Annotated in this window: 19 protein-coding genes; 16 read left to right on the top strand and 3 right to left on the bottom strand. The window is 64.7% G+C overall.

Annotated elements, in window-relative coordinates; genetic code table 11:
- Positions 1–2 precede the first annotated feature (2 nt).
- From LPA37_RS21245 to LPA37_RS21185, 13 genes are all read left to right on the top strand, one after another.
- On the top strand, positions 3–998 hold the full coding sequence (locus LPA37_RS21245) for an ABC transporter permease (RefSeq protein ID WP_229013659.1): 996 nt from the start codon (positions 3–5) through the stop codon (positions 996–998).
- A gap of 121 nt (positions 999–1,119) precedes the next feature.
- Positions 1,120–1,764 (top strand): LysE family translocator, encoded by a 645-nt coding sequence (locus LPA37_RS21240; protein WP_228980163.1) that lies wholly within the window; start codon positions 1,120–1,122, stop codon positions 1,762–1,764.
- A 519-nt stretch (positions 1,765–2,283) separates the two neighbouring features.
- On the top strand, positions 2,284–3,054 hold the full coding sequence (locus tag LPA37_RS21235; protein WP_228980158.1) for a ferredoxin--NADP reductase: 771 nt from the start codon (positions 2,284–2,286) through the stop codon (positions 3,052–3,054).
- 592 nt (positions 3,055–3,646) lie between these two features.
- Positions 3,647–4,690, top strand: coding sequence for a sensor histidine kinase (locus tag LPA37_RS21230; protein WP_229013658.1), 1,044 nt, complete (start codon positions 3,647–3,649; stop codon positions 4,688–4,690).
- Complete coding sequence (rqpR, locus tag LPA37_RS21225) at positions 4,687–5,346, top strand: response regulator transcription factor RqpR (RefSeq protein WP_228980153.1); 660 nt, start codon at positions 4,687–4,689, stop codon at positions 5,344–5,346. The genes LPA37_RS21230 and rqpR overlap by 4 nt, the downstream gene beginning before the upstream one ends.
- A gap of 276 nt (positions 5,347–5,622) precedes the next feature.
- Positions 5,623–7,008 (top strand): amino acid permease, encoded by a 1,386-nt coding sequence (locus tag LPA37_RS21220; protein WP_228980151.1) that lies wholly within the window; start codon positions 5,623–5,625, stop codon positions 7,006–7,008.
- A gap of 822 nt (positions 7,009–7,830) precedes the next feature.
- A complete protein-coding gene (locus tag LPA37_RS21215) occupies positions 7,831–8,352 on the top strand; it encodes a (2Fe-2S)-binding protein (RefSeq protein ID WP_229013657.1) in 522 nt (173 codons plus the stop codon).
- A 10-nt stretch (positions 8,353–8,362) separates the two neighbouring features.
- On the top strand, positions 8,363–10,750 hold the full coding sequence (locus LPA37_RS21210; protein WP_228980147.1) for a xanthine dehydrogenase family protein molybdopterin-binding subunit: 2,388 nt from the start codon (positions 8,363–8,365) through the stop codon (positions 10,748–10,750).
- 15 nt (positions 10,751–10,765) lie between these two features.
- Positions 10,766–11,587, top strand: coding sequence for an FAD binding domain-containing protein (locus LPA37_RS21205; protein ID WP_229013656.1), 822 nt, complete (start codon positions 10,766–10,768; stop codon positions 11,585–11,587).
- Between the two features lie 193 nt (positions 11,588–11,780).
- The gene (locus tag LPA37_RS21200) at positions 11,781–12,677 is read left to right on the top strand and encodes an AAA family ATPase (protein ID WP_228980140.1); all 897 of its coding nucleotides are present in this window, start codon (positions 11,781–11,783) and stop codon (positions 12,675–12,677) included.
- Positions 12,678–12,682: 5 nt separating this feature from the next.
- Positions 12,683–13,999: a vWA domain-containing protein gene (locus LPA37_RS21195; RefSeq protein WP_228980138.1), complete on the top strand. Its 1,317-nt coding sequence runs from the start codon at positions 12,683–12,685 to the stop codon at positions 13,997–13,999.
- Positions 13,990–14,571 carry a CoxG family protein gene (locus LPA37_RS21190; protein WP_229013655.1) on the top strand — a complete coding sequence of 194 codons (582 nt, stop codon included), beginning with the start codon at positions 13,990–13,992 and terminating at the stop codon, positions 14,569–14,571. Before LPA37_RS21195 ends, LPA37_RS21190 begins: the two co-directional genes overlap by 10 nt.
- Positions 14,544–15,566 (top strand): XdhC family protein, encoded by a 1,023-nt coding sequence (locus tag LPA37_RS21185; RefSeq protein ID WP_229013654.1) that lies wholly within the window; start codon positions 14,544–14,546, stop codon positions 15,564–15,566. Before LPA37_RS21190 ends, LPA37_RS21185 begins: the two co-directional genes overlap by 28 nt.
- Positions 15,567–15,584: 18 nt before the next feature.
- Here the strand turns inward: LPA37_RS21185 and LPA37_RS21180 are convergent, their stop codons facing one another.
- Positions 15,585–16,331 (bottom strand): PepSY-associated TM helix domain-containing protein, encoded by a 747-nt coding sequence (locus LPA37_RS21180; protein WP_229013653.1) that lies wholly within the window; start codon positions 16,329–16,331, stop codon positions 15,585–15,587.
- Between the two features lie 402 nt (positions 16,332–16,733).
- Between LPA37_RS21180 and LPA37_RS21175 the strand changes: the two genes are divergently transcribed.
- Positions 16,734–18,647, top strand: a complete 1,914-nt coding sequence (locus LPA37_RS21175) for a DUF3857 domain-containing transglutaminase family protein (protein WP_229013652.1) — start codon at positions 16,734–16,736, stop codon at positions 18,645–18,647.
- Between the two features lie 21 nt (positions 18,648–18,668).
- Here LPA37_RS21175 and LPA37_RS21170 read toward each other — a convergent pair whose 3' ends face one another.
- Positions 18,669–19,697, bottom strand: coding sequence for a serine/threonine protein kinase (locus tag LPA37_RS21170; protein ID WP_228980239.1), 1,029 nt, complete (start codon positions 19,695–19,697; stop codon positions 18,669–18,671).
- Between the two features lie 220 nt (positions 19,698–19,917).
- Positions 19,918–20,130, bottom strand: a complete 213-nt coding sequence (locus LPA37_RS21165) for a hypothetical protein (RefSeq protein ID WP_228980129.1) — start codon at positions 20,128–20,130, stop codon at positions 19,918–19,920.
- A gap of 423 nt (positions 20,131–20,553) precedes the next feature.
- On the opposite strand from LPA37_RS21165, the gene LPA37_RS21160 reads away from it, so the two are divergent.
- A complete protein-coding gene (locus LPA37_RS21160) occupies positions 20,554–23,748 on the top strand; it encodes an efflux RND transporter permease subunit (RefSeq protein ID WP_228980127.1) in 3,195 nt (1,064 codons plus the stop codon).
- The gene (locus LPA37_RS21155; protein ID WP_407672588.1) at positions 23,748–25,037 is read left to right on the top strand and encodes an efflux RND transporter periplasmic adaptor subunit; all 1,290 of its coding nucleotides are present in this window, start codon (positions 23,748–23,750) and stop codon (positions 25,035–25,037) included. The genes LPA37_RS21160 and LPA37_RS21155 overlap by 1 nt, the downstream gene beginning before the upstream one ends.
- The last annotated feature ends 5 nt before the right edge of the window (positions 25,038–25,042 follow it).

The raw sequence follows: 25,042 nt of genomic DNA, 5'->3' as shown, positions 1-25,042 counted from the left end.
CGATGAAAAAGAATCTCCCGGTTTTGCTGGCGCTGGTGCTGCTGCTCGTGCTCGGCGTCGTGCGTTACGAACACTTTGCGTCGGCGTACAACATCACGTCATTCTGGCGATACAACTCGATGTTCGCGCTGATATCCGTCGGCATGGCATTCGTGATCATCACGGGTGGCATCGATCTGTCAGTCGGCACGGTCGCGGCGCTTTCAAGCGTCGTCGCGGCGCTGGCGAGCCCGTACGGCGGCTGGGTCGCGGTGCTGGCGGGCGCATTCGCCGGGCTCGCGGTCGGCGTGCTGAACGGCGTGGTCATCACGCGCCTCAATATCCTGCCGTTCATCACGACGCTCGCGACGAGCCTCGGCGCGCACGGCGTCGCGCTGCTGCTCGGGCGCAACGATGCGGTGTCGATCTCGTCCGATTCGAATTTCGCGAACTTCGGCCAGGGCGACCTGTTCGGGCTGCCGATTCCGGGCCTCGTGGCGCTCGCGGCCGCCGTCATCGGCTGGCTCGCGCTGCGCAGCACACGCTTCGGGCGACACACGCTCGCGATCGGCGGCAGCGAGGAAGCGGCGCGGCTGATGGGCCTGAACGTCGACCGCACGCTGATCGCCGCATACGCGGTGAGCGGGCTGCTGGCGGGCCTCGCCGGCGTGATCCTCGCCGCGCAGTTCGGCGCGGGACAGCCGAACGAAGGCGTCGGCTGGGAGCTGTTCGCGATCTCGGCGGTCGTGCTGGGCGGCACGCTGCTCACGGGCGGCGAAGGCTCGATTGCGATGACGATCGCCGGCGTGCTGCTGCTCGGACTCGTGTTCAATCTGCTGAACTTCGAAAACGGCATGGGATTCATCAGCCTGTCGGCGTACTGGCAGTCGGTGATTCGCGGCGTGTTCCTGCTGCTCGTGATCGTGATGCAGGCGCGTGTGCTGAAACAGCGCGGCGCGAAAGACAGCGCGGGCAACACGGGCAACCCGGGCAGTTCGAGCAGCGCGGCGGCAAGCTGAAGAGTGCAGCTCACGCGTGGGTTTGGCAGCGGATCGCAGTAAAATCGCGGTTTCCCGTGCCGCGCGTTGCTGTTTTCGCGCGCCAGAACGCCCGGCATCCGGGCTTTTCCTGCGAACCGACATGCACGTCCACTATCTTCCGATCCTGCTGCAGATCGCCGTCGTCTACCTGATCGCGGCGATCACCCCCGGCCCGAACTTCTTCATGATCACGCAGCTTTCGCTGGCGGGCCGCCGGCGCCTCGGCGCCGCTTCGGCGCTCGGCGTCGGCACAGCCTCGACGATCTGGGCCGCGCTCGCGATGCTCGGTCTCGCCACCGTCCTGCAAAAAATCGACTGGCTGTACAACGGCATCCGGATCGCGGGCGCGCTCTATCTGATCTGGTTCGGCTTCAAACTGCTGCGCGCGGCCACACGGCGCGACGAGGCGCCCGTGGTCGTCGATACGGCGCCGCCCGCCGCCGATGCCGCCGCGCACTTTCGCGCGTGGCGCACCGGGCTCGTCACCTGCCTCACGAACCCGAAATCGTGCGCGTTCTGGACCAGCGTCTTCGCGACGATGTTTCCGCAGCACGCGCCGCTGTGGTTCTACGGCGTGGTGCTGGCGATGATCACGACACTTTCGGCGGGCTGGTACGTTAGCGTCGCGCTGATGTTCGCGACGGAGCGCACGCAGCGCGGCTACCGCCGGCTGCGCCGGCCGATCGACGGCTTCTGCGGCGCGGCGCTGGTCGGCCTCGGCGCGAAGCTGGCGGCGGAAAGCTGATTCCGGCGCAGCGCAGGTTCCCACGCTGCGTGCAATCAAGGCGTCCACCATCCGGCGCCCGGGGCAACGTGCATTGCGACGGGAAGAACCGGCAAAACGGCGCTAAACAGGCGAAAAGGGGCGCTTTTCAGGCCGCGTTGACCTTCCGCCAGCAGGGTTTATACTGCGACGCATCGCCGGATTCGGTATCATCGGCGACGTCGTTGTCCGCGTGCGTGCGCATCCGCGTGGGCTCCAGACACCAGATGGCGGCCACCGCGCGTGATTTGCCCATCTTCCGCACTACCTGGCTTCACCTTCGTCGCATTGCCGTTCTATTTCGCCGCCATATCGGGTGCCGGTCATGCGTTCGATATCCGCCTGATCCCGCGCAACTGCCGCGCCGCCACCCTCAAGGTGCAGGCGCGGTAAAATAGCGGATTGCGCATCGTTCCCCAAGCGGGTTCGCGCTGCATCGCCCTTGCCGTGCCGGCCGGCGTGTTCGTCTGGCAGCCCTGTTTTCGCACTATTCCAGAAGCCATGAGCAACCTGAATCCACAAACCGTCCTGAGCGTCCACCACTGGACCGATACGCTTTTCAGCTTCACCTGCACGCGCGATGCGTCGTTCCGCTTCGAAAACGGCCAGTTCACGATGGTGGGCCTCGAAGTCGAAGGCAAGCCGCTGATCCGTGCATACAGCATGGCGAGCGCGAACTACGAAGAGAACCTCGAATTCCTGAGCATCAAGGTGCAGGACGGCCCGCTGACGTCGCGTCTGCAGCATCTGAAGGTGGGCGACCAGGTCCTGATCGGCAAGAAGCCGACGGGCACGCTGATGGCCGACAACCTGCTGCCGGGCAAGACACTGTGGCTGCTGTCCACGGGCACGGGTCTCGCGCCGTTCATGTCGATCATCAAGGACCCGGACGTGTACGACCGTTACGAGAAGGTCGTGCTGACGCACACCTGCCGTTTCGTCGACGAACTCGCGTACAAGGAATACATCACCGATCACCTGCCGGAGCACGAGCATCTGGGTGAGCTGATCCAGGAGAAGCTGGTGTATTACCCGACGGTCACGCGCGAAGCGTTCCACAATCGTGGCCGCATCACTGAGCTGATCGAAACGAAGAAGCTGTTCGAAGACGTCGACCTGCCGCACTTCTCGCTCGAAAACGACCGCGTGATGCTCTGCGGCAGCCCGCATATGCTGCGCGACACGCGCGAACTGCTCGACAGCATGGGCTTCCAGGAAGGCAGCAACAACAAGCCGGGCCACTACGTGATCGAAAAGGCGTTCGTCGGCTAAACCTTCCGAACCGCACCGTCGCGGCCGTCCGGCCGCATCGCGTTGCCTCGCTACAAACAGAAACCGGAGCCGTGTGCTCCGGTTTTGTTTTTGTGCGCTTCTGATAGCCGGACGGCCGCGCATTTGACGGCAGTTGAATGCCATTCGAAGACGATCCGGCAGCGGATGACGATGCTGCTGTTTGCCGCGTTTAAAGCGTGGTTTTCACCATTCGCCGTATACGCGTTTCCCCTCGTTTCCTGTTACATATTCGCACGCAATACTTACCTCGCATGTCAGTATTATTCCTACAAATATAACAGGCGACGGAAAGGGATCATGGCATTGCAAGCGATGATCATGCCTTACTGGGCCTGCATCGCTCCCTATTTTGAGATATTATTGCGGCGCAGCACCGCTCACCGGCGACAACAGCCGAAGAACCGGGGTCGATGTTACGAAATGTAAATTTCGTTACATAAAGACGTGGTAATTTTCCGTCGTTGGGGCTGTGCCGGAATGCGCATTTATCAGACATTCGCCTGCCGTTTGTCTGCGGTCGCCGTCCGGCGCTCGCAGGTACCGTTGAAGCTGCTTCCTGAATGGGAGGGTCATGGATACGTCGACAGTGATTCCGATGAGTGCGAATACGCCGGCCACCGCTGCGCGGGAAGCCGGCAGTGCGGCCATTTTCGACCTGTCTTCCTCCGCCGATGCGCTTGCGGCCGCGGCTCATGTTGCTTCCACCTCGCACTATCTCCCGTCAGATGCAGTCCCGACATCCGCCAGCCCGCAGCTCGCGCAGTTGCAGTCACGCGTGCGGGAACTGGCGGCCGAATTGACAGCGGCGCAGGAACGGGCGCGCGGCCAGCTCGCGCGCGAACTGCATGATGGTGTCGGCGCCGAACTCACCGCCACGCGCTTCGCGCTCGCGAACGTCGACACATGGCTGCCCGCCGATGCGCCGCCGCAATGCGTCGCCGCGCTCGCCGCCGTCAGGCGCTCGCTCGATGCCGTGTGCGAAGCCACCCGCCGCACCGTCGCCGACCTGTACGGTCCGCAGATGGAGGCGGGTATCGTCGGCACGCTGTCGCAGTGGGTGAGCGAGTTCGCCGCCCGCACCGGCCTGCGCACCAGCTTCGTCTGCGCAGCCGACGTGCGGCTCACGCAACTCCCAGCCGCCGCTTCGCTCGCCGTGTTTCGCGCGGCGCAGGAAGCGCTCAACAACGTCGCGAAGCACGCCCGGGCGTCCGGCGCGGACGTCAGGCTCGAAAGCTCGCGGCGCCATCTGACGCTTACCGTCACCGATGACGGCATCGGCGTGTCCCCCCGTGCCGCCGTGCCACGCGGCGGCGACCAGGGCGGCTTCGGCCTCGCAGGCATGCGCGCACGGTGTGCGGCATTCGACGGCACGCTGCGGATCGTCGCGGGCACCGGGCCGCGCGCGCGCCGCAACGCGGGCGAGCGCGGCGACGCCGTGTGCGCACGCGGCATGAACGGGATGAACGGCACGAGCCGCACGCAAGAGACAAACGGCACGCGGGTCAAAGGCAATATGCGCGGCACGACCGTACGCGCCCGTTTCGCGTGGGAAGCGCTGCTCGCCGGATCGCGCTCCGATCGCGCGCCACGTGGCGTCCTGCTAAGCCGCCGATGAAAAGCCTGCGCATCCTGCTCGTCGAAGACCATGCCGTGGTTCGCCAGGGTGTGCGCCAGCTGCTGCTCGACCGTGACGTCGCGAGCGAAGTCGCCGAAGCGGAGACGGGCGGCGAAGCGCTCGCCGCCGTGTCGAAGCACGCGTTCGACATCGTCCTGCTCGACATTTCGCTGCCCGACATGAACGGCGTCGAGGTGTTGAAGCGCATCAAGCGCAAGGTGCCGCGCGTGCCCGTGATGATGTTTTCGATGTATCGCGAGGATCAATACGCCGTGCGGGCGCTGAAAGCGGGCGCTTCGGGCTATCTGTCGAAGACCGTCGACGCCGCGCAGATGATCGCCGCGATCCAGCAGGTGGCCGCCGGCCGCAAATACGTGAGCCCCGCGATGGCCGAGGCGCTCGCGGATTACGTCTCGTTCGACGGCGAGCAGATGCCGCACGAAAAGCTCTCCGACCGCGAATACCAGACGCTGTGCATGCTCGCGTCCGGCAAGCGGCTGACCGACATCGCCAACTCGCTGTCGCTTTCGGTGAAGACAGTCAGCGTGTACCGCACGCGTCTGCTCGAAAAGATGAAGCTGAACAACAACGCCGAACTCACGTTCTACGTGATGAGCAACCGGCTCGTCGACCTCAACCCGGCGATGACGGGTTAAATCCAGACCTCCCGAAGTACGACGGCCATGACCGTATTGCCGCATTAAGGTTGCTTCCTGCCGATCCGCTTGAGATAGCGAGCGGAAAATCGCGCCGCGACCGCCTGTCGCGAAAATGCGCGCCCAATTCAGGGCGATATCACGGGTTTCCCTTTTTACGCATGACTACGCAAGTTGCCGCCGCCGCGACGAATCCGGGCGCGCGTCCGCTAGAATCGCGGGTTTTCCCCGACATTCGGCGCGCGGGTCGCGTGCTTTTCAGGAGAACATTCGCCAATGTCCCTTTTTCGCAAGAAAGACGTTGAACACATGCTGGCCGGCGCGCAGAGCGCCGGGCTGAAGAAGGCGCTCGGCGCGCTGGATCTGACTTTCCTTGGCGTGGGCGCCATCATCGGCACAGGGATATTCGTGCTGACCGGCACGGGTGCCGTTCAGGCTGGTCCGGCGCTGATGATTTCCTTTCTCGCCGCCGCCGTTGCCTGCGGCTTCGCGGCGCTCGCGTACGCCGAGTTCGCTTCGACGATTCCTGTTGCCGGCTCCATTTACACGTATTCGTACGCGACGCTTGGCGAACTGGCCGCGTGGATCATCGGCTGGGATCTGATGCTGGAATACGGCCTCGCGACGTCCGCCGTTTCAGTTGGCTGGTCGGGTTATCTGCAATCGCTGCTGGCCGGCTTCGGCATCTCGCTGCCTGTCGCGTTGACGGCGGCACCGGGCGCCGTGCCGGGTGCCGCAACGCTGTTCAATCTGCCTGCGTTTCTCGTGATGATGGCCATCACGACGTTGCTGTCGATTGGCGTCCGTGAATCGACGCGCATCAACAACGTAATGGTCGCGATCAAGGTGACCGTCGTGCTGCTGGTGATCGCGGTGGGGGTATTTCACGTCACGCCGGCGAACTGGCACCCGTTCATGCCGAATGGCTGGAACGGCGTATTTGGCGCGGCGGCGGTGATGTTCTTTGCGTTTATCGGGTTCGATTCCGTGTCGTCGGCGGCCGAGGAAGTGCGCGATCCGAAGCGGGATCTGCCGATCGGGATCATTGCGTCGCTGGGGGTATGCGCGGTGCTGTATGTAGCCGTGGCGGCGGTGGTGACGGGGATTGTGCCGTCGGCGCAGTTCGCCAATATTTCGCATCCGGTTTCGTATGCGTTGCAGGTTGCCGGGCAGAAATGGGTGGCGGGTTTTATCGACCTTGGCGCGGTGCTGGGGATGCTGACTGTGATTCTGGTGATGGGATACGGGCAGACGCGGGTGATTTTCGCGATGTCGCGGGACGGGTTGTTGCCGGCGGCGCTGTCGAAGGTGCATCCGAAGTTTGCGACGCCGTTTCTGACGACGTGGATCGTCGGGATTTTCTTTGGTTTGATTGGTGCGCTGGTGCCGTTGAATGTGCTTGCTGAGCTGATCAATATTGGCACGCTGGCGGCGTTTTCGATGGTTTCGGTGGCAGTGCTGGTATTGCGCCGGACGCATCCGGCGTTGCCGAGGGCGTTCAGGTGCCCCGGTGTGCCGGTTGTGCCGGTGCTGGCGGTGGCTTCGTGTCTGTTTCTGATGATTAATCTTCAGGCTGTTACCTGGGTCGCGTTTGTTGTCTGGCTCGGTATTGGGATGGTTATTTATTTTGGATATTCAAGGAAGCGGTCGAAACTGGCATAGGGGGTTTTTCGTACCGAAGCTGTGTGTTTGCTTTGGCCTTTCCTTGAATTCATGTCGGTCTATTAGCGTTGCCCCTGTGCGGGGCGGCACCTACTTTTCTTTGCCTTGCCAAAGAAAAGTAGGCAAAAGAAAGGCGCTTCGAAAACTCACCTTTTCCTGGTGCGTCATCCGCCGGGAATGGCACCCCATGAGATGTCGCTCCCGCATTTCACCTCGTGCTGGTCCGCGCACGATCTGATCTCCCGCGCAGCCACCGCCCGTGACACAGGGCTCATTCATCCCACTCCGCACTACGTGCGTCGCGGCGCGAATGCGCGGGACGGGTTATGCCGGTCGGCGATGCGCGTAGCGCGCAGTCGGATGAATGCGCCCTTTGTCACGGGCACTGACCGCGCGCGGGACGGAATCGCGCGGGGACCAATGGCGGCTGAGGTGTGGGGGCGACACTTCGTGGGTTGCCATTCCCCAGCGATGACGCGCCTGGAAAAGGTGGCCTTTCGAAGCGCCTTTCTTTTGCCTACTTTTCTTTGGCAAGGCAAAGAAAAGTAGGTGCCGCCCCGCACAGGGGCAACGCTAATAGACCGACATGAATTCAAGGAAAGGCCAAAGCAATAACGGAAAACGAAAAAGCGAAAATGCCGCCCCGCCAAAGGGGCAAAAGCAAACCCCCAATACCCCCTCCCTCCAATTTGTGTTCTACTTTTCGCTGCAAGCATAAAAACCAGACCAAACCCGCACGAACCTCACAGCAGGCAGTCGGAACAGGAAGTGGAATGGAAATGTGAGCTTCGTACCGGTCTCTATCCCCCAAGGAGACAGTCAATGGCAATCAGCATCAGCCTGACGGTAAACGGCACACCGGTAACCGCCGAAGTCGAACCCCACAGCCTGCTTGTCCAGTTTCTGCGCGACCCGCTTCGCCTCACCGGAACACACATCGGCTGCGATACCGCCCAGTGCGGCGCCTGCACGGTCCACCTCAACGGTCGCGCCATCAAATCCTGCAACATGCTCGCGGTTCAGGCAGAGGGCGCCAGCATCACCACCATCGAAGGCCTCGCCGCAAACGGCTCGCTCCATCCGATGCAGGAAGCCTTCCGTAACTGCCACGGCCTCCAGTGCGGCTTCTGCACGCCCGGCATGGTGATGAGCGCCATCGCGCTCGTCCAGACCCAGCCCGACGCCAGTGCAGACGATGTGCGCCGTCAGCTGGATGGCAACCTGTGCCGCTGTACGGGCTATCACAACATCGTCAAGGCCGTCCTCGAAGGCGCCGCCGGCATGAAAGCCGCCAGCAGCAACGCCAGCGCAGATGCAGCCGCGTCCGCCACAGTCACCGCCTGAGGAGCCGACGATGAACGCACCCGATACCCCCCGCATGATCGGCGCCTCCGTCAAACGCAAGGAAGACTATCGTTTTCTGACCGGCAACGGCCAGTACACCGATGACATCGTCCTGCCGCAGCAGACGTACGCGATATTCCTGCGCTCGCCACACGCGCACGCACGCATCAAAAGCATCGACACGACCGCGGCGAAAGCATCCCCAGGCGTCGTCGCGATCTTCACCGGCGCCGACATGGCCGCCGAAAACGTCGGCGGCCTGCCGTGCGGCTGGCTCATCCACAGTGTGGACGGCAAGCCGATGAACGAGCCGCCGCATCCGGTCATCGCGCACACAAAGGCCCGCCACGTCGGCGACCAGGTCGCGCTCGTGATCGCCGATTCGATCAAGGCCGCAAAAGACGCCGCCGAACTCATCGAGGTCGACTACGACGTGCTGTCCGCCGCCGTCGATACCGCGCACGCGGCCGATCCCGGCCAGCCGGCGGTTCACGACGAAGTGCCGGACAACACCTGCTACACGTGGGGCCACGGCGACAAGGCCGCCACCGACGCCGCCTTCGCCAAAGCCGCTCACGTCACGACGCTCGACATCGTCAACCAGCGTCTGATCCCGAACGCCATCGAACCGCGCGCGGTCAACGCAAGCTGGTCGCCGCAGGACGACAGCTACACGGTCTACGTCGCGAACCAGAATCCGCACGTGGAGCGTCTGCTGATGGCCGCGTTCGTGCTCGGCCTGCCTGAGTCGAAACTGCGCGTAATCGCGCCGGACGTGGGCGGCGGCTTCGGCTCGAAAATCTTCCTCTATGCAGAAGACGTCGCGCTCACGTGGGCGTCGAAGAAAATCCGCCGCCCTGTCAAATGGACCGCCGAGCGTTCGGAGTCGTTCATCTCCGACGCCCACGGCCGCGATCATGTGACGAAAGCCGAACTCGCGATGGACGCCGACGGCAAATTCCTCGCGATGCGAGTCCACACGATCGCGAACATGGGGGCGTATCTGTCGACGTTCTCCTCGAGCATCCCGACGATCCTCTACGCGACGCTCCTCGCCGGCCAGTACGCGACACCCGCGATCTACGCCGAAGTGAAAGCGGTCTTCACGAACACGGTGCCGGTCGACGCCTATCGCGGCGCGGGACGCCCCGAAGCGACGTACGTCGTCGAACGGCTCGTCGAAACCGCGGCGCGCGAGATGAAGCTCGACCCGGCCGAAATCCGCCGGCGCAACTTCATCCGCGAGTTTCCGTATGCGACGCCGGTCGGCCTCACCTACGACACCGGCGACTACGAAACCATCCTCGCCCGCTCGCTCGAACTCGCGGACGTGAAAGGCTTCGCCGCGCGCAGGCAGGAGTCGGAGAAGAACGGCAAGCGACGAGGCCTCGGCTATTCGTGCTACATCGAAGCGTGCGGCCTCGCGCCGTCGAACATCGCGGGCGCGCTCGGCGCGCGGGCAGGGCTCTTCGAAGTCGGCGAAATCCGCGTGCATCCAACCGGGTCGGTCACGGTCTTCACCGGCTCGCACAGCCACGGCCAGGGTCACGAAACGACGTTCGCGCAGGTGGTCGCCGACCGCCTCGGCATTCCGCTCGAAAACGTCGAGATCGTGCACGGCGACACCGGACGCATTCCGTTCGGCATGGGCACGTACGGCTCGCGCTCGATCGCGGTCGGCGGCTCGGCGATCATGAAGGCGCTCGACAAGATCGAAGCGAAAGCGAAGAAGATCGCCGCGCATCTGCTCGAAGCCGCGGCAGAAGACATCGAGTTCAGGGACGGCGTGTTCCGCGTCGCCGGCACCGACCGCACGAAGGCATTCGCCGACGTGTCGCTCGCCGCGTACGTGCCGCACAACTACCCGCTCGACAAGCTCGAACCGGGCCTCGACGAAAGCGCGTTCTACGATCCGACGAACTTCACGTATCCGTCGGGTGCGTACATCTGCGAAGTCGAAGTCGATCCGGACACCGGCGAATGCAGCATCCAGCAATTCACGGCCGTGGACGACTTCGGCAACGTGATCAATCCGATGATCGTCGAAGGCCAGGTGCACGGCGGGATCGGCCAGGGCATCGGCCAGGCGATGCTCGAGCGCTGCGTGTACGACAACGAGAGCGGCCAGCTGCTCTCCGGCTCGTACATGGATTACGCGATGCCGCGCGCGTCGGATCTGCCGGACTTCACCGTCGAGACGTCGAAGGGCACGCCGTGCACGCACAACCCGCTGGGCGTGAAGGGTTGTGGCGAGGCAGGCGCGATCGGCTCGCCGCCGGCGGTGATCAACGCGATCCTGGATGCGCTCGCGCCGCTCGGCGTGACGGACCTGCAAATGCCGGCGACGCCGCATCGCGTGTGGTCCGCGATCCGCGCCGCTCAAAACCCGACGACCTGAACGGAGGAAGCCGACATGTATGCATTCGACTATCAACGCGCATCCGATGCGAAAGCCGCCGTCGCGGCCCTGAACGCGGACAGCGACGCCAAATACCTCGCGGGCGGACAAAGCCTGCTGCCGACGATGCGCCTGCGCCTTGCCCAGCCTTCGCAACTGATCGACGTCACGCGCATCGCCGCGTTGAAGGAGATCAAGGTCGACGCGAAAACGGTGACGATCGGCGCCGCCGTCTGTCACGCGGACGTCGCGGGCAACGCCGACATCCAGCGCGTGCTGCCCGGCCTCGCCGGGCTCGCCGCGCACATCGGCGACCGCCAGGTGCGCGCGCTCGGCACGATCGGCGGCTCGCTCGCGAACAACGATCCGGCGGCGTGCTATCCGGCCGCGGTGCTCGGCCTGAACGCGACCGTCGTCACCGACAGGCAGCGCATCACCGCCGACGATTTCTTCGTCGGCATGTACGAGACCGCGCTGGAACCGGACGAGCTGATCACCGCCGTCGAGTTCCCGGTACCCGAAAGCAGCGCCTACGAGAAGTTTCACAACCCGGCTTCGCACTTTGCGCTGGTGGGCGTGTTCGTCGCGAAAGGCGTGGGTGGCGCGGGTGGCACGGGTGGCGTGCGCGTGGCGGTAACGGGCGCGGCTTCGTCGGTGTTTCGCGCGACGGCGCTGGAGCAGGCGCTCAGCGCGAATTTCACGCAGGAAGCGGCGCGCGCGGTCACGATCGACGCCAGCAACCTCAACACCGACATGCACGCGAGCGCCGACTATCGCGCGCATCTGATCCCGGTGCTGGCCGCGCGGGCGATCGGCGGGGACAGCAGCAGCGGCTGAAGTCCTTTACGCGGCAAGCGGCTGGTAACTGGCGAATGACCGGAAGCAGCGGTTGCCAGCGGGCGGCACGGGTCCGGCGTTAACATGGATCCGCCGCCGGGCGCTGTACGTCAACCGCCGCCCGTTGCCCGTTGCCCGCCGCCTCGCCGCCCGATCCGCCGTTTTGCAATATCGTCGCGCCTCGAGTTCACCGATGACAACCACGCAGCCCGATTCAATCGACGCCACCCTGGAAAAGCTCACCGCTCAGGGCTATTTCGCGAGTCGCGAGCTTGCGACGGCGCTCTATCTTGCGCTGCGCATGGAGCGGCCGCTTTTCGTCGAAGGCGAGCCGGGCGTCGGCAAGACCGAACTCGCGAAGGCCGCCGCGGGCATGCTAGGCACGACGATGCTGCGCCTGCAGTGCTACGAAGGGCTCGATACGGCCAGCGCGCTGTACGAATGGGATTACCCGCGCCAGATCATGGCGCTGCGTCTCGCCGAAGCCGCCGGCGAGCGGCCCGGCAACGACACGCTCTATCGCAGCGAATTCCTGCTCAAGCGCCCGCTCCTGCAGGCGCTGATGCCCGACGAACATCACCCGGGCGCGCGCCGCGTGCTGCTCATCGACGAGATCGACCGCGCCGACGAACCGTTCGAAGCGTTTCTGCTCGAACTGCTCTCCGATTTCCAGGTGTCGATTCCTGAATACGGCACGGTGTGCGCGGCGCAACCGCCGCTCGTCGTGATGACCTCGAACCGCACGCGCGAAGTACATGACGCGTTAAAGCGCCGCTGCCTGTACCAGTGGATCGGCTATCCCGACCGGGACCGCGAACTGGCGATCGTGGCCGCGCGTGCGCCGGAAACGTCGGCGGAACTGCAGCGGCGCGCGGTCAATTTCGTGCACCGGCTGCGCGGCATGGACCTGTTCAAGGCGCCGGGCATCGCCGAAACGATCGACTGGTGCCGCGCACTTTCCGCGCTAAGCGTGACGGAGCTGGATCCGCAATCCGTACAGAACACGCTTGGTGTGCTGCTCAAGTACCAGGACGACCTCGCGCGTATCGACGCGCAGCAGATCGCGCAATGTCTCGCGGTGCCGGAGTAGCGGCGATGCCCAACCCGCGCCCGTCAGATGCTCCCGATGTCACCGGCAGGTCCGCATACGACCTCGCCGCTGCTGCGCTCAGCCCGCTCGCCGAAAGCGCGCCGGACACCCCCACGCTGGCGCGCAACGTCGTGCATTTCGTGCGCGTGCTGCGCGGCGCGGGCCTGCCGATGTCGCCGGCCCAGGCCGTCGACGCGCTCGCGGCACTGCACTGGGTCGATCTCGAACGCCGCGACGATGTGCGCGCGGCGCTCGCGGCGCTGCTCGTTTCCGCCCCCGACGAGCGCGATCTCTTTAACGCCGCCTTCGACCTCTTCTGGCGCGACCCGGACTGGGAAGGCAAGCTGCGCGCGCTGCTGCTGCCGAAAGTGCGCGGCGGCCTGCCGCCACCGCGCCGCAACAACCGCCTCGCGGATGCGCTCGCGGTACGGCCGCCGCCGTCGAAGCCCGGCCACCGGCCGCAGGAAACCGAACAGCACGAACTGCACGCGCATGTGACCTTCAGCGCCGAAGAGCGCCTGCGTCACCGCGACTTCGATACGCTCACCGCCGACGAATGGCGCACGCTGCGCCATCTGATACGCGGCCAGCGCCTGCCGCTCGCGACGGAACCGACGCGCCGGCTCAAGGCTTCGTCGCGCGGCACGCATGCGGACCTGCGCGCCAGCGCACGCCATGCGGTACGCGCGGGCGGCGACTGGACCGTGTGGAAATACCGCGCGGTCGTGGAACGCAAGCCGCCGCTCGTGCTGCTGCTCGACATCTCCGGCTCGATGAGCAGCTATTCGCGCGCCGTGCTGTATTTCTGCCATGCGCTCCTGCAATCGCGCGAACGGCTGCAGGTGTTCCTGTTCGGCACCCGCCTCACGAACGCGACGCGCGCGCTGCGCGAACGCGACCCGGATGTCGCGATTGCGACGATCGCGGAGCAGGTGGTGGACTGGTCCGGCGGCACGCGGATCGGCGCGGCGCTCGCCGAATTCAACCGGCGCTGGGCACGGCGCGTGCTGACCGGCAGAGCCACCGTGCTGCTCGTGACCGACGGCCTCGATCACGAAGCGATCGACGTGCTCGAGACCGAAATGGCCAGGCTGCACCGCTTCGCGCATCGCATTGTCTGGCTGAACCCGTTGCTGCGCTACAGCGCGTTCGCGCCGAGGGCGCGCGGCGTGCAGGCCATGCTGCCGCATGTGGACGCGCACCGGCCGGTTCATAATCTGGAGAGCCTCGCCGCGTTTGGCCGCGACCTCGCGCAACTCACGCGCGCGCCTCGCGCCACCGGTGCAGGCACGATAACAGCAGGAGCATCCGCATGGAACTGACCGAAAGTTATACGCTGCCGGTCCCGCAGCAACGCGCGTGGGAAGCGCTGAACGACACCGCGATCCTGCGCGCGTCGATCCCCGGCTGCGACAGCATCGAGCCCGACGGCGAGAACGCCTACGCGCTGTCGATGAGCGCATCGGTCGGACCGGTGAAAGCGCGCTTCAAGGGCCGCATGCTGCTCACCGACATCGATGCGCCGAACACCTATACGATCGTCTTCGAGGGACAGGGCGGCGCCGCCGGCTTCGGCAAGGGCAACGCCCACGTCACCCTCGAAGCGGACGGCGAAACGTCGACGAAACTGTCCTACACCGCCACCGCCCAGGTGGGCGGCAAGCTCGCGCAGATCGGCTCGCGGCTCGTCGACGGCGCGGCCCGCAAGATCGCAGGCGAGTTCTTCAAACGCTTCAGCGCGCAGGTAACAGGCGAGGGCGATGCTGGCGATGCCGGCGCGTCCGAAGCAGGTCCGCCGGATTTCGGTGAGGAACCGGAATCCCCAGACGAGGCCGCCGGTGAAGACGCAGGAAAAGGGAAGAAATCATGGACAGCGTGGATCTCGAAGTTCTGAAATCCAGCGCCCGCTGGCTCGAACAGGGGCATCGCGCGTTGCTGGTGACAGTGGTGAAAACGTGGGGCTCGTCGCCGCGTCCCGAGGGCGCGATGCTCGTCGTGCGTGACGACGGTCTCGTTGTCGGCTCGGTGTCGGGCGGTTGTATCGAAGACGATCTGATCGATCGGGTGCGCCGGTGCGGCATCGAGCAGACACGGCCTGAAGCCGTCAAATATGGGATCACCGCGGAGGAAGCCCACCGTTTCGGCCTGCCGTGCGGCGGCACGATCCAGCTCGTGCTCGAACCGCTGACGAAGGAAAGCGGTATCGCCGAACTGTGCGATTCGGTGGAGCGCGGCGCGCTCGTGGCGCGCACGGTCGACATGGCGACCGGCACCGCGCGCCTCACACCGGCGCAGGCCACCGACGGCGTCGATTTCGACGAGCAGCGTCTTTTGACGATTCACGGCCCGCGCTACCGCATGCTCGTGATCGGCGCGGGACAGCTGTCGCGCTATCTCTGTCAAATCGCGGTCGGGCTCGACTATCAGGTCACGGTGTGCGATCCACGCGAGGAGTACACCGACGAGTGGGATATTCCGGGCACGAAGATCGTCCGCACGATGCCGGACGATACGGTCCTCGACATGAAGCTCGACGAGCGCTGCGCCGTGATCGCGCTCACGCACGATCCAAAGCTCGACGACCTCGCGCTGATGGAGGCGCTGAAAACGCCCGCGTTCTATGTCGGCGCGCTCGGCTCGCGGCGCAACAACGCGGCGCGGCGCGAGCGGTTGAAGGAGTTCGATCTGAACGAAACCGAACTCGCGCGATTGCACGGGCCGGTTGGCATCTATATCGGCAGCCGTACGCCGCCGGAGATCGCCGTGTCGATTCTCGCCGAAGTGACGGCGGCGAAGAACGGAGTCTCGCTGCCCACGCTGCTTCAGGTGGAAGGCGCGAAGGCCGCGCGGGAAGTCGCCGCGGGCGGCGACGCGGCCTGCAGCGTGTGACCATCGCGCGAAAGCGCCTTAGAACATGCCGGTGAGCACGGCGGCCGCGATCGATCCGAGTACCAGCACGACGCCGACCGTGCGCCGGCGGTTCAACTCCGTCCACAGCAGCACGCCCGTCAGCGACAGCAGCAGGATGCCGCCCGCGAAGGTGTCGATAAACAGCACCCAGCCGATGCTCATCCCGACACCGCGATGCAGGTTGTTCAGCTCGCCGAGGAACGTGTTCTGCGCCCGCCTGACTGACACGTAGTCGTTGCCCACCCAGTATTCCGCCTGCACGCTTTCTTTTGTGCCGAAGACGCCGACCTGCCAGTACTCGGGCTGCACGACGCTATGGTCGCCCCACGCCACCCGGTGCGCCGGCTCGCGACGCGGCTTGCCCGGCTTGCCGTCGATCTTCAGTTCGCCCTTGAGCCAGTGCGCCATGTCCATCGGCGTCCTGAACCGGCTGCCTTCGGGAAGCGCGAGTTGCAGCTGTTCGACCTGCGGCTTGCCGGACGATACCTTCAGCGGTCCCGCCCGATGGTTCAGCAAGAAGCCGGATACGCCGAACAGCAACCCGATGGCTGCGCCCCACAGGCCGACCCAGCCATGCACCTTGCGCAGCCACTTGATAAACGTCGCGCGGCGCGAACGCTGCCGGCGCGCGGCCTGCTGCGCATCGTCCATCAGATGATGGTCCGGCTCGACAGCGTGCTGCCTGTAGCGCGTCGTGCCGGCCGGCGCGACGGGTTGTACTTCGATCGATTCAGGCGCGTTCACATCAGGCTCCAGGCGCAAAGGCAAAAGCACACGACAGCGCGCGACGATGGCCCTGCCGGGCGCGCCGCTGGCGTGAAACAGGGTGGATTGCATCAGATGGGCAAGACTGGAACAGCGGCCGCATCCGGCAAAAGGCGTGGCTGGCTGGCCATCACAGAGGAGAAATGTGACAGTGGCTGGCGGAACCTTTCAAATGAGAATGGCTATCATTACACAGACCGGATTTTTTCTCAATCCGGCGTGGGGTGTCCAGCCGTTACGGCGCATGACAGACCGGCGACCCACGCCGCGACGCCCACCGAAGACGTTCGCTCGCGCTATGCGGGGTGACCGCTTGACTTTGGCTTCGCCAGACCTTTAAGTACACGAACCTGTCCCTAACCGTTGTCGCTGGTCGTCTGGATGCCTGAACACACCATGCGCTTCCTTCAGCTTGCCTGCATCCTGACGCTCGTCTGGTCGACGGCCGCCCGTGCCGTATACGCCACGCCCTCGGCCCAGCCGGTCGAGCCGTACACGAACGAAGGCGAAACGCAGACGTTCACCGTCAACGCGGACGGCTCCTATACCAAACTCGATTCGATGACGCTACTCGTGAACAACGAAGCCGGCGTCGCGCGGGTTGCGCAGCAGTACATCTGGTTCAACCGCAACATGGCGGACGTCGACATCGTAGAAGCCTGGACGACGGGCGCGGACGGCGTACGGCACGACGTCGGGCCGGAGCAGATACGCGACGTGCAGGAAGCGCGTTCGTTCGATGCCCCGATGTTTCAGGACATCCAGGAAAAGGTGATCGTCTTTCCGGCGGTCGAACCGGGCGCGCGCGTCCATCTGACGTACCGGAAAACGCAGAAGGTGCCGATCGTGCCGGGCCATTTCAGCGACTTCACGCCGCCCGATCTCGCACCGACGCACAATTTCAGGCTCATCTACGATCTGCCCGCCGGCAAGCCGTTATATGCCGACGCGCGCGGCTTCACGACGATCGCGCCGGTCACCGCGCATGGACGCACGCGCTACGAATTCCGCTATGACAAGGCGCATTTCGGGCGGCTCGAATATGGCTCGGTGGCGTACGTGTCGTACGGCGACAGGTTGATGGTGTCGACGTTTCCCGATTACGCGGCGTTCGCGGCGACGTACCGCGCTTCGTCGGTCGATGCGAGCGCGGCCGATCCCGCTGTCGTCACGCTGGCCCGCACGCTCACCGCACACGACACCACCCCGCGCGCGAAAGCCAGGACGCTCTACGACTGGATGCGCCGCAACGTGCGCTACGTCGCGATCAACGTCGGGCGCGGCGCGGTGATTCCGCATCGCGCGAGCGAAATCCTCGCGTACCGCTACGGCGACTGCAAGGATCACGTCGCGCTCTACGGCGCGCTGCTCGACGCCGTCGGCATCCGCAACGAGCCGGCGCTCATCAATAGCGGCACCATCTATTCGCTGCCGACGGTGCCAGGCTACGGCGTCATCAATCACGTGATTTCGTGGCTGCCCGACCTGCAGCTCTACGCCGATTCCACGGCGACGAACGTCGAGTTCGGTTTTCTGCCGTCGACGGACATGAACCGCCCGGCGCTGCTCGTGAACGAAGGCGTGCTCGCACGGACACCTTCGACAGCGACGATGGCACGCCGCACGGATCTGTCGATCGTCGTGATGCCGGACGGCTCGGCGACGTTCGTCTACAGGCTGGAAGCGACGGGCTGGGCGGCTGAACAGGGTCGCACGATGCTACGCCTGCAAACGCCCGCGCAGCGCGAGGAATCGCTTCAGGGCGAATTGCGCAATGCGAACCTGCGCGGCGCGGCGACGCTCACCACCAGCAACCTCGCCGCGACCGGCGGCCCGCTCGTGCTCACGATGCGCGGCACGCTGGAGAATCTCGTCGTGCCCGGCACGGCGGCATCGATTCCGACGCTCACGAGCCTCGCTGGCGGCTTCGAATCGGACACGCGCTACTGGCTCGGCGAACGCCAGCGCACGCAGCCGTTCGTGTGCCGCAATATCGAACTGCACGAGCACACGCAAATCACGCTGCCGGCGAACTTCCGCGTGCTCGACATGCCCGAGCCGGCGCAGACGCAGGACCGTTTCCTCGATTTCCGCTCGCAGTACACGTTCGATCCGGCGACGCACGTCATCGACGTCACCCGCGACGGCAGCACGCATTTCGACAGCGACGTCTGCTCGCCGGATGAATTCGCGCAGATGCGCCCGGCGATGGAAACTCTCGGACGCGATGTGCGCGCGCAGGTCATCGTGAAATCGACGCTCGATGGCGCGCGCGTCGCGACCAGCTCACCGTGAGCGACCACCGGGCGCCGAAAATCAAACCGGCCAGAGCGGCCCTTCCTGCATCGCGCCGATCTGCTCGCGCAGTTCGAGAATGCGGTCTTCCCAGTAGCGCTGCGTGTTGAACCACGGAAACGCCGCGGGAAACGCGGGGTCGTCCCAACGCCGCGCGAGCCACGCCGAATAGTGAATCAGCCGCAGCGTGCGCAACGCTTCGACGAGATACAGCTCGCGCGGCTCGAATTCGCAGAAGTCTTCATATCCGGCCAGCAGGTCCGTCAATGCGCGCGACGCTGCCGCGCGCTCACCCGGCAGCAGCAGCCACAGATCCTGGATGGCGGGCGCCATCCGGCTGTCGTCGAAGTCGACGAAATGCGGGCCAGCTTCGGTCCATAGCACGTTGCCCGGATGACAGTCGCCATGAACGCGCAGCGAGCGGATATCGCCGGCGCGCTCGAACGCGCGCTCGACGCCTTCCAGCGCCAGATTGGCCACCGTTTCCCAGGCTGTCCGAACGTCATCGGGGACAAAGCGATGCTCCAGCAGGAAATCGCGCGGCTCGTAGCCGAAGCTCTGGATATCGAGCGCCGGGCGCGACCTGTACGGCTCGAGCTGGCCCATCGCGTGAATACGCCCGATAAAACGTCCGAGCCATTCGAGCGTGCCGTCGCGATCGAGATCGGGCGCGCGTCCGCCGCGGCGCTCGAAAATCGCGAGACGGAAGCCGTCGAACGTATGCAGCGAATGGCCGTTATCGACGCGCGCCGGCACCGCGGGAATCTCGCGCGCGGCCAGTTCCGCGACGAACGCGTGCTCTTCGAGAATGGCTTCGTCCGTCCAGCGCCCGGGACGGTAGAACTTCGCGACAACGGGCGGCCCGTCTTCCACACCCACCTGGAAGACGCGGTTTTCGTAGCTGTTGAGCGCGAGCATGCGGCCATCGGTGCGCTGGCCGGCGGGAATCAGGACGCTGTCGATGGCATCGAGCACGCATTCCGGCGTCAGCCGGGCGAAAGGGACAGTGCTGGAAGCGCCGTCCTGGAGATCGGGAGTGTCGTCGTTCATGCCCGCATTGTGCGCCGCGCCGTCCGCGATGACGAGCGACACACGTGACACGCGTGACGCGTCACGCAGGGGCATGCCAGCGCATCACTGGATGTAACGGCGTGTGCATCAAGCCCCCGATGCAGGCAGCAGGCGCGCGGGGCGCCAACGCTTTCCGCGCCCCGGACACAACGTTATCCCGACTGCGCGCTGCGTCGATGCGCTGCGCGCGGCACCGCGTTCAGTGCATCTGCGCGCTGGCGGGGCGAACCTGCTCGCCCGTGTCGATCAGGTCTTCAAGGAAGAAGGGTTCGGTGTTCAGCTGGATCGACGTACCGGGTTCACCGGCGTACCACGCCACCATGGCCATGTCGCCAAGAATGCGCATGACGATGCCGCGTGCGCCCTGGGGCACGGCGATATGCACGGTGCGGACGATAGAACCGACTTGCATGATGTTTCCCCGTTCTCTTTGCCGGCTTGAATGAAGCGCCGGTCGTGTGGCGATAAAAAGCGCCGCGTTGCCAGAAACGTTGCGTGCGCACCTAACCTGCATCGCGCGAACCGCGAAAAAGGCCTTCAAACTCATTGTTCACGTTTTGTACCGCCCGGGAAAGCGAAAAATAAGGGCCCAACACCCCTCAATTCGTACATTCCACTTACGAAATCCCAATCAGCGGTCCCTTGTGTAATGCGTCGTAATGGACCAATCATAAACCTTGGGGAACCCGTATCCGAAAATGACGCATGAGGACTACGATACGCGTTATATTGCTGTCGCGCATGCCGGGCGCGGCCATCGTTCGCGCAACGCAGGCCGTGCACGCGGCGCAGCCAGCCCGGCTTTCAACCGACCAGCCCAGACCCGCGCCGTTCAATGTGGATTGTTCGACTCGCGCTACGGCGCCCGTACACCTTTATCGTCCTCGCCCTGCTGCTGCTGATCGTCGGACCGTTGACGATCATGCGCACGCCGACGGATATCTTCCCGAACATCGACATTCCGGTGCTGTCGGTGATCTGGTCGTACAACGGCCTGCCCGCCGACGAGATGGAAAAGCGCATCGTGCTCAACTACGAGCGCGGGCTTTCGGTGGCGGTGAACGACATCGAGCACGTCGAATCGACCTCGCTGAACGGCATCGCTGTCGTCAAGATCTTCTTCCAGCCACATGCGAATATCGACGAGGCACTCGCGGAAGTCACCGCACTGTCGCAGTCGCAGGTGCGCTCGCTGCCGCCGGGCATCACGCCGCCGTTCATCCTGCGCTACAACGCGTCGACAGTGCCGATCCTGCGCCTCGCGCTGTCGTCGCCGACGCTCACCGAGCAGGAACTGTTCGACTTCGGCAATAACTTCCTGAAGACGCAGCTCGCGACCATACCCGGCGCGTCGGCGCCGCTGCCGTACGGCGGCAAGCAGCGCCAGATCATGGTGGACATCGATTCGCGCAAGCTCCAGGAGCGCAACCTGTCGCCGATGGACGTGGTGAACGCGATTACCGCGCAAAACCTGATCCTGCCCTCGGGTACCGCGAAAATCGGTTCGACTGAATATTCGGTGACGATGAACGCGAGCCCCGATTCGCTCGCCGGCCTGAACAACATTCCGATCAAGTCCACCGCGAACGGCACCGTTTATATCCGCGATGTCGCGCACGTGCGCGACGGCTTCCAGCCGCAGACGAACATCGTGCGCGTGAACGGCCAGCGCGCATCGCTCCTCACGATCAACAAGAGCGGCAATACGTCGACACTCGAAATCGTCCAGCGCATCAAGGACATGATGCCGACGCTGCGCAATCTCGTGCCCGAGTCGCTCAACATCGATCCTGTCGCTGACCAGTCGCTGTTCGTGCGCGCCTCGGTGCAGGGCGTGCTGCGCGAAGCGCTGATCGCCGCCGGCCTCACCGCCCTGATGATCCTGCTCTTTCTCGGCAACTGGCGCGCGACGCTGATCATCGCCGTGTCGATTCCGCTTTCGATGATCACGTCGATCATCGCGCTGTCCGCGCTCGGCGAAACGATCAACATCATGACGCTCGGCGGGCTCGCGCTCGCGGTCGGGATTCTGGTCGACGACGCGACCGTCGCGATCGAAAACATCAGCCATCAGCTGGAGCAGGGCAAGAATCTCGAGCAGGCGATTCTCGATGGCGCGCATCAGATCGCGATCCCCACGCTGGTGTCGACGCTGGCGATCTGTATCGTGTTCGTGCCGATGTTCCTGTTGACGGGCGTCGCGCATTATCTGTTCGTTCCGCTTGCCGAAGCCGTCGTCTTCGCGATGCTCGCGTCGTACTTCTTTTCGCGCACGCTCGTGCCGACCCTCGCGAAATACCTGCTGCGCAATCACCATCGCAAGGAAGACCTGCACGTAAGCGAAACGACGCACAATCCGTTCATGCGCGCGCATCTCGCGTTCGAGCGCGGCTTCGAGAACGTACGCAACCGCTATCGCGTGTTTCTGGAAGCGCGCGTGGCGAAACCAGGCGTGTTCGTCATTGCGTTTCTGGCGTGCTGCGGCGCGTCGATGCTGCTGATGCCGTTTCTCGGCCGCGACTTCTTCCCGCAGGTCGACGCCGGCACGATCGCGCTCCATCTGCGCGCGAAAACCGGCATGCGGGTCGAGGAAACGGCGGTCGTCACGGATCGCGTCGACAAACGGATTCGTCAGCTGATTCCGCCTGCCGAACTGCATTCGATCATCGACAACATCGGCCTGCCGGTGTCGGGTATCAACCTGTCGTACAGCAACACGGGCACGATCGGCTCGTCCGACGCCGACGTGCTCATCACGCTGAACGCCGATCATCATCCGACCGCCGGTTACGTCCGCCTCCTGCGCCGCACGCTCAGCGACGAATTTCCCGGCGTGCAGTTCGCGTTCCTGCCCGCGGATATCGTGAGCCAGACGCTCAACTTCGGCATGCCGTCGCCGATCGATATCCAGATCGTCGGGCGCGACGTGCAGGGTAACCGTGCGTTCGCCGCGCGCCTGCTCGACCGCCTGCGCACCGTGCCCGGGTTTGCCGACGCCCGAATCCAGCAGCCCTCCGACCTGCCGCGCATTTTCATCGACGTCGACCGCACGCGCGCGCAGCAGGCCGGCTTCACGCAGAAGGACGTGGCGAGCAACCTGCTGATCACGCTATCGGGCAGCCAGCAGACGACGCCGACGTTCTGGCTCAATCCGCTGAACGGCGTCAGCTACAACGTGATCACGGAAGCGCCGCAATACACGATCGATTCGCTGCAGGCGCTCGCGAATATTCCGCTCAACGCGAACGGCAAGAGCAACATCCTCGGCTCGCTGGCGACGATGCACCGCGAAGCGGGCAACGCCGTCATCAACCACTACAACGCGCAAACGACGATCGACATCTACGGCACCGCCGACGGCCGCGATCTCGGCGGCGTCTCCGACGACATTTCGAAGATCATCGCCGACTCGAAAGCAGACATGCCGAAGAGCTCGACGATCAAGCTGCGCGGCCAGGTGCAGACGATGAACGATTCGTTCTCCGGCCTCTTCGCCGGTCTCGTGTTCGCGATCGTGCTGGTGTATCTGCTGATCGTGGTGAACTTCCAGTCGTGGCTCGATCCGTTCATCATCATCACCGCGTTGCCGGGCGCGCTCGCGGGCATCGTGTGGATGCTGTTTCTCACGCACACCACGCTGTCGATTCCCGCGCTCACCGGCGCGATCATGTGTATCGGCATCGCGACGGCCAACTCGATCCTGGTGATCAGCTTCGCCCGCGAACAGCTGCTCGAACACGGCGACGCGACACGCGCCGCCATCGAAGCGGGCTTCACGCGATTCCGTCCTGTGCTGATGACCGCGCTCGCGATGGTGATCGGCATGGTGCCGATGGCGATCGGCCTCGGCGAAGGCGGCGAGCAGAACGCGCCGCTCGGCCGGGCGGTGATCGGCGGTCTCGCGGTCGGCACGCTCGCGACGCTGATTTTCGTGCCGGTGGTGTTCTCGCTGATCTATAGACAGCTCTCGGCGCGACGTCTACGCGCGTCGGAAAACGTGGTTCAAAAACATCCTGATGTGGGGCATTGATGGAAGGCAAAGGTCCGGAGCGTCACGACGACGCGCACCTCCTGAAGGCTAAAGCAACGGCGATGCCGAAGCGCAAGCGCTGGCCCGTCGTGGTGGCGATCGTCGTCGTGCTGGTGCTCGCGGCGCAGGGCATCTGGTCGCGTCGCAGCGCGCACGCCGCGCTCGAACGCGATGCGGTTCACGCGAGCCAGACGAGCGTCCAGGTCGTGCATCCGCAAAAGTCGGATGCGGCGCTCGATCTCGTGCTGCCGGGCAACGTGCAGGCGTTTCTCGACACGCCGATCTACGCGCGCACGAACGGCTATCTGCGCAAGTGGTACGCCGACATCGGCGCGCACGTGAAGGCCGGCCAGCTGCTCGCCGAGATCGACACGCCGGAAGTCGACGACCAGTTGCGCGCGGCGCGCGCCGATCTTGCCAATGCGCAGGCAAATTTCGCGTTGTCGAAAACGACCGCCGACCGCTGGACCGACATGCTGAAAAGCAACTCGGTCTCGAAGCAGGAAACCGACGAGAAAGTCGGCGACATGCTCGCGAAGAAAGCGACGCTCGACGCGGCGCGTTTCAACGTCGCGCGGCTCGAAAAGACGCAGTCGTTCCAGAAGGTCTTCGCACCGTTCGACGGCATCGTGACGGCGCGTAACGTCGACGTCGGCGCGCTGATCGATGCAGGCAGTTCGGGCGGTCCGGCGAAAGAGCTGTTCCACGTCGCGCAGGCGGACCGGCTGCGGGTGTACGTCAACGTGCCGCAGGCTTACGCGCAGCAGATCCATGCGCAGCAGAACGCATACCTCACGCTCACGGAAACGCCCGCGAAACACTATCCAGGCAAGGTCGCGCGCACGGCTGGGTCCGTCGATGCGACACAGCGAACGATGCTCGTCGAAGTCGATGTCGACAATCACGACGGCGATCTGCTGCCGGGCGCATATGCGCAGGTGCACTTCGCGCTCGGCACGGGCGCCGCGCGGTTCACGCTGCCGGGCAACGCGTTCCTGTTCCGGCCGGATGGCGTGAAAGTCGCCACCGTGACGCCCGACAACCACGTCAAGCTGGTGACCGTTTCCCTCGGGACGGACTTCGGCACGCGCGTGGCCGTTGCATCGGGTTTGCAGGGCGATGAGCAGGTGATCCTCAATCCGCAGGATTCGATCGTCAACGGCGCACCCGTGCGCATCGTCGAGCGGAAGAACGCAGGCGGGCCCAATGGCGCAGGCGGCGCAGCGGGCGCGTCCGCCACGGCGACGGCCAGTGCGCAAGGCGCTTCGTCAGGGCAGGCCGGGCAGTGAACATG

This window comes from Paraburkholderia gardini (genome assembly GCF_907164545.1).
GTDB classification, from domain to species: domain Bacteria; phylum Pseudomonadota; class Gammaproteobacteria; order Burkholderiales; family Burkholderiaceae; genus Paraburkholderia; species Paraburkholderia gardini.
The sequence above is the reverse complement of the archived record's forward strand: the minus strand, read 5'-3'. Positions and strand labels throughout refer to the sequence as shown.

What these genes read in the sequence shown, in the direction of transcription:
- LPA37_RS21235 (WP_228980158.1), top strand. Translation starts at nt 2,284, where the DNA reads ATGAGCAACCTGAATCCACAAACCGTCCTGAGCGTCCACCACTGGACC.
- LPA37_RS21240 (WP_228980163.1), top strand. Translation starts at nt 1,120, where the DNA reads ATGCACGTCCACTATCTTCCGATCCTGCTGCAGATCGCCGTCGTCTAC.
- LPA37_RS21175 (WP_229013652.1), top strand. Translation starts at nt 16,734, where the DNA reads ATGCCTGAACACACCATGCGCTTCCTTCAGCTTGCCTGCATCCTGACG.
- LPA37_RS21245 (WP_229013659.1), top strand. Translation starts at nt 3, where the DNA reads ATGAAAAAGAATCTCCCGGTTTTGCTGGCGCTGGTGCTGCTGCTCGTG.
- LPA37_RS21160 (WP_228980127.1), top strand. Translation starts at nt 20,554, where the DNA reads ATGTGGATTGTTCGACTCGCGCTACGGCGCCCGTACACCTTTATCGTC.
- LPA37_RS21220 (WP_228980151.1), top strand. Translation starts at nt 5,623, where the DNA reads ATGTCCCTTTTTCGCAAGAAAGACGTTGAACACATGCTGGCCGGCGCG.
- LPA37_RS21230 (WP_229013658.1), top strand. Translation starts at nt 3,647, where the DNA reads ATGGATACGTCGACAGTGATTCCGATGAGTGCGAATACGCCGGCCACC.
- rqpR (WP_228980153.1), top strand. Translation starts at nt 4,687, where the DNA reads ATGAAAAGCCTGCGCATCCTGCTCGTCGAAGACCATGCCGTGGTTCGC.
- LPA37_RS21185 (WP_229013654.1), top strand. Translation starts at nt 14,544, where the DNA reads ATGGACAGCGTGGATCTCGAAGTTCTGAAATCCAGCGCCCGCTGGCTC.
- LPA37_RS21190 (WP_229013655.1), top strand. Translation starts at nt 13,990, where the DNA reads ATGGAACTGACCGAAAGTTATACGCTGCCGGTCCCGCAGCAACGCGCG.
- LPA37_RS21215 (WP_229013657.1), top strand. Translation starts at nt 7,831, where the DNA reads ATGGCAATCAGCATCAGCCTGACGGTAAACGGCACACCGGTAACCGCC.
- LPA37_RS21200 (WP_228980140.1), top strand. Translation starts at nt 11,781, where the DNA reads ATGACAACCACGCAGCCCGATTCAATCGACGCCACCCTGGAAAAGCTC.
- LPA37_RS21210 (WP_228980147.1), top strand. Translation starts at nt 8,363, where the DNA reads ATGAACGCACCCGATACCCCCCGCATGATCGGCGCCTCCGTCAAACGC.
- LPA37_RS21170 (WP_228980239.1), bottom strand. Translation starts at nt 19,697, where the DNA reads ATGAACGACGACACTCCCGATCTCCAGGACGGCGCTTCCAGCACTGTC.
- LPA37_RS21195 (WP_228980138.1), top strand. Translation starts at nt 12,683, where the DNA reads ATGCCCAACCCGCGCCCGTCAGATGCTCCCGATGTCACCGGCAGGTCC.
- LPA37_RS21205 (WP_229013656.1), top strand. Translation starts at nt 10,766, where the DNA reads ATGTATGCATTCGACTATCAACGCGCATCCGATGCGAAAGCCGCCGTC.
- LPA37_RS21155 (WP_407672588.1), top strand. Translation starts at nt 23,748, where the DNA reads ATGGAAGGCAAAGGTCCGGAGCGTCACGACGACGCGCACCTCCTGAAG.
- LPA37_RS21165 (WP_228980129.1), bottom strand. Translation starts at nt 20,130, where the DNA reads ATGCAAGTCGGTTCTATCGTCCGCACCGTGCATATCGCCGTGCCCCAG.